The sequence below is a fragment of the Niveispirillum sp. KHB5.9 genome, from assembly GCF_048066115.1.
In the GTDB taxonomy this organism is placed as follows: domain Bacteria; phylum Pseudomonadota; class Alphaproteobacteria; order Azospirillales; family Azospirillaceae; genus Niveispirillum.
In genome coordinates this window covers 1-4,131 of the sequence record NZ_JBLTYX010000050.1, presented here as the reverse complement: position 1 = coordinate 4,131, position 4,131 = coordinate 1, and the positions used below count along the sequence as shown (strand labels likewise).

General features: G+C 57.1%; 7 protein-coding genes. 1 reads left to right on the top strand and 6 read right to left on the bottom strand.

Annotation, left to right across the window (positions count from 1 at the left end; genetic code table 11):
• Positions 1-26 precede the first annotated feature (26 nt).
• The 3 genes from ACM9HJ_RS30805 to ACM9HJ_RS30795 all read right to left on the bottom strand — a co-directional run bounded on the left by ACM9HJ_RS30805 (position 27) and on the right by ACM9HJ_RS30795 (position 906).
• Positions 27-188: a DUF3309 family protein gene (locus ACM9HJ_RS30805; protein WP_416575634.1), complete on the bottom strand. Its 162-nt coding sequence runs from the start codon at positions 186-188 to the stop codon at positions 27-29.
• 87 nt (positions 189-275) lie between these two features.
• Complete coding sequence (locus tag ACM9HJ_RS30800; protein ID WP_416575633.1) at positions 276-665, bottom strand: PRC-barrel domain-containing protein; 390 nt, start codon at positions 663-665, stop codon at positions 276-278.
• Positions 666-750: 85 nt separating this feature from the next.
• Positions 751-906, bottom strand: a complete 156-nt coding sequence (locus tag ACM9HJ_RS30795) for a hypothetical protein (protein ID WP_416575632.1) — start codon at positions 904-906, stop codon at positions 751-753.
• 343 nt (positions 907-1,249) lie between these two features.
• On the opposite strand from ACM9HJ_RS30795, the gene ACM9HJ_RS30790 reads away from it, so the two are divergent.
• The gene (locus tag ACM9HJ_RS30790; RefSeq protein WP_416575631.1) at positions 1,250-1,642 is read left to right on the top strand and encodes a hypothetical protein; all 393 of its coding nucleotides are present in this window, start codon (positions 1,250-1,252) and stop codon (positions 1,640-1,642) included.
• A gap of 45 nt (positions 1,643-1,687) precedes the next feature.
• Here ACM9HJ_RS30790 and ACM9HJ_RS30785 read toward each other — a convergent pair whose 3' ends face one another.
• From ACM9HJ_RS30785 to ACM9HJ_RS30775, 3 genes are all read right to left on the bottom strand, one after another.
• Positions 1,688-1,918: a hypothetical protein gene (locus ACM9HJ_RS30785; RefSeq protein WP_416575630.1), complete on the bottom strand. Its 231-nt coding sequence runs from the start codon at positions 1,916-1,918 to the stop codon at positions 1,688-1,690.
• Positions 1,919-2,012: 94 nt separating this feature from the next.
• On the bottom strand, positions 2,013-2,792 hold the full coding sequence (locus ACM9HJ_RS30780) for an OmpA family protein (RefSeq protein WP_416575629.1): 780 nt from the start codon (positions 2,790-2,792) through the stop codon (positions 2,013-2,015).
• A gap of 298 nt (positions 2,793-3,090) precedes the next feature.
• Complete coding sequence (locus ACM9HJ_RS30775) at positions 3,091-3,885, bottom strand: hypothetical protein (RefSeq protein WP_416575628.1); 795 nt, start codon at positions 3,883-3,885, stop codon at positions 3,091-3,093.
• Between the last annotated feature and the right edge of the window lie 246 nt (positions 3,886-4,131).

Here is a 4,131-nt window from a genome sequence, read left to right as displayed (position 1 = left end):
AACCTCTCCGATGTGTCCGGCCGGCGTCAGAGCCGCCCCGTCAGGAACAACAGTATCACCGCGATGACCAGGATCACGCCCAAAACGCCACTGGGATAATGACCCCAATCGGCGCTGTACGGCCATCGCGGCAAGAAGGCGATCAGCATCAGGGTGAGGATGATCAATAGAATGATGCCTTGGCTCATGGCCTGCCTTTCCGGTGGGATACCCACTGCATGAAAACGGCCGGCAGCCGGGCGTTCGCCAGTGCCGGCCATCGGGGGTGAAACCGGTCAGGAGGCGTATTTATATTCCGGCAGGCTCTTCAACGATGCCTTGGTGGCGTCGTGCAGGATAAACTTCTTGTCCGTCACGTTGAGCGCCGCGTAGGAGACGACGACATATTTCGATCCCACGCCAAGAAAGCCGCCGACCGACAGCACGGCGAAGGGCACCTTGTCGTTGGGGGTTACGATCAGATCGTCGATGGTGCCCACCGTCTCGCCCGTGGCGTTGTAGACCGTGCTGCCCACCACCTTTGAGGTACGATAGCCCGTGGCCAGCGTGGTCGGGTCCACCTGCGTCAACGCGATGGTCTGCGGGGTGCCCTGCGTGAAGGCCGGGGAGCCGGCAGACAGCGTGGCAAGGGCAACCCCGGCCAGAAGAATATTGAAACGCTTCATGATTGCTTCCTCCACCTGTGGACTGGATATGGAAAGAGTGCCGGCGTCGGAGGGGCGCCCGACGCCAGCACAGCCAAGCAAAGGGCTATTTCTTCTGCGTGTGCTTGGCGTTGGTGTCCTTGCCATGCTTGTCGGCATGAGCGGCCGGAGCATGGGCCGGCACCAGGGCGGGCTTGCCCTTGCCGTTGTTGGTCGGCGCAACCGTGGGCTTGGTCGCGGGCTTGGCGCCAGACTTTTCCATATCGATATCTTTCCTGCTGCTGCCCCCAGGAAGGGGGCGGAGGCCCGGTCGCATAGGCGTGTCCTAAGAAAATCGCGCCAGCGACCCTGACAATTTAATCGCTGCCCAAGAGGAGCAGGCCATCAAACACGCCGAAATATAAAACATATCGCGATCAATGATAGGATCGGAAAATACCCATGTGACAACATTCAACATTGAAAGAAAAATGAATAATAATGTTGATAAATTCTTAAAATACAGTGATGGTAAATTTGCATGATGGGCTGAATGATTTTCCATCATTCCACCCAAAGCCGAAATCACGGGTATCGTATATTTCGGCCCACAGAAAGTCGTCCCAATGGCAATCCGTACGATCCGCCAAGCTGTGCGGTTCCACCGCCCATTCGGTTTGCTGGGTGTCGAGGGCCTGCTGCCCGCCGGCCAGTATGAGGTCGAAACCGAGGAGGAAACAATGGACGGACTATCCTTTCCTGCCTGGCAGCGGGTGGCAACAACCCTGCATTTGACCGAAATCGCCAGAGGTTATGGCTTCGCGCTCCGCATGGAACCTGAAGTTCTGGATGCGATCATCACCGCGGACGAGGCCGTGCCGGCCCCAACCGTACCCCTGGACGATATACGCACCCGTAGCAAACGGGATTGGTTCGGCTTGTTCACCCCGCCGATGGTCATTCCCATCGTCCTCGGCATGGCGGCCATCGTCGCCGTCATCCTGGGACCCTTCACCTGATGCCGGTGGGTGAACCGGGAAAGAGCCGGACAGGCCTGCGTCTCCTCACGCCCCGTCCTCGCCGATATTCACCACCGTGCGGATGAATTCCCGCGCATATTGGTGGGTATCGACAAAATCATGCTCGTTGGCCCCCAGACCGTGGCTTTTGGAGAATTTCTCCTGCAGCCGTTCCAGAAACTTCGGCTCCGCCTCCGTCATATGGGCGATCAATATCTGGAGGATGCGTTCGTGCGCCAGGACGCGCCGTTCGAGGTCGGTATTCTCAATGGCCATGATCCGTGCCTTTCAATTGAACATGCGCGCTCCGGCCGGTTGCAGGCGTTGCATCCGGTCGAAGGGCTTTGCGTCGCTGAATATTAAGTGCCGGTTACTTGACCACGCCTTCCACCACGCGGTTGAGCGGCTGTTGAACCCCGTCGCGCTGCGACACCGGAAGTTCGCGCTCCCCGACCCAGCGCACATCGATGCGTGACGCGGGCACGCCGGCAGCGATCAATGCATTGCGCACGGTTTCGACGCGCTGGCGCGACAGATCCATGTTGTAATAGTCGGTGCCGATGCTCGACGCCTTGCCGACCAGGGCGACACGCCGGTCAGGATTACTGAGGATCTCCTTAGCGGCGTCGCGCAGGATGGCTTCCCCATCCTGGGTAAGGGTCGCCTTGTCGAATTCGAAATAGGTATTGTACGAGGTCTGGCGATAGAGGGGAGCCACCGGTCCGGGCGCGGCGATGACCGCCACGACCAGGGTCGTCTGGCAGGGTGTGGCCGTGCCCTCGATAGTGGCCGGCGCCAAGCCGATCGCCAGGTTTTGGCAAGCCACCTCCTCCACGGTCATTCCCTTGGCCCAGTCCTTCGTGGTGTGCGTGGGCATCAGCCCATGGCCATGGGTCATCGCCCGACGCAGGAACGGCTCGGCCAGATCCATGCGGCCCTGTGACTGGTAGGATGCGCCCAGGTTCAGCTCGTCAACGGGACTGTTCGGCCACCTGATGTTGGACGCTTCGAGAAGGCGGGTCGATTCTGCATAATTCCCGGCCTTCAGGGCAACATAGCCCGGCGAACTTGCCGTCACATTGTGTCCCGTACAGCCCGCCAGCAGCAGTAAGCCGATGGGCAGAGCGTGCATCATGGTGATTCTCGACATGAGGATATTCCTGCATTCGAAATCCAGAAAAGTCTGAATTCATTTCAAAATGATCATCTGCATTTTTACTATAAAAATAAACTATCGGAAAATACCCATACACATCAACGTTACCTCAATTCATTCATTATTATTGATTCCATTCATTTAAAATGGACCAAATAATTGGATGGCAGACAAAAAAACGCACCTATTCGTACGAACAGGCGCGCCCAACCCCAAGAACAATGCCAACCCAAGAACAATGCCAAACGGTGCCGATGCTATCCGCTATGCCTTACGCCCATGTCCGCACGGGTCATACGATCTGAAACCCGGCATCCACATGGATCTGCCGGCCTTCGGCCTGCCCCCAGTTCAGATAGTGATAGAGAGGGTTGTAGCCCGCTGCCGCGACGTCCGGATTGGCGGCGAGATAATCGGAGACATCGAAGAACGGCGATGGATTACGGTTTTCCCGCCATCCGTAGAAGGTGAAATGCGTCCAGGGGTCAATCTTGGCAGCGGCAACATCAGGATTGCTTTCCAGATAATAGCCGGCATCGAACAGCAGGTGGGTGCTGCGGCCTTCGGCTTGGCCATACTGCTGATAATGCGCCGTGGGGGAAACATGCGCGGCGGCGACGTCGGGATTGACATGCGTGTAGTAGGCGGAGTCGAAGCCACCCTTGACTTCGGCTACCCGGTTCTCGTACCGGCCATAAAGATCGAAATGCTGCCGGCCACTGGTATAGGTGCCCTTCTGGACGGCAGCGGAGACATCCGCATTGTTCCGCAGGTAGACATCCTCATCGAAGCCGAAGAAGGGGGTGGACACGTAGAGGGGCACCACCTTGTCGGCGAAGATGGCGAATTGCACGCCGTTCAGCGTGTCCGTTCCCTCCAGCCCGCTGATCCGGACCGGAGAGCCGTTGCTGTTCGTTATCGTGTAGCTGCTGGCGTTGCCGCTATAGACGGCGGCGTTCTGGCCGCCGCCACCATTGAACGTGTCGTTCCCGGCACCACCATAGAACAGGTCGAAGCCGGTACCGCCGCTCAAGCTATCCGCTCCGCCCGTCCCAGCGATCCGATTGAAGTGATCGTATTTGGCCATGATTGTTTCCTCGGTATCTGAATTCATTTCAGGCCGAGAATGTGTCTTCGCGGTATTTTAATAAACTGTCGGAAAACACTTACACCAAAAGACCGGGTTTTGTTCTTCAACATCAGCCAAATGACTATGTATTGCCTATATATTATTGTTACACCATTTATAATTTAACATCTGTATTGATCATCGATCATTCCGCGAATATCCGGAGCGCAATTTGGACGGGGCTGGAAGAGTAAGCCGATCCAT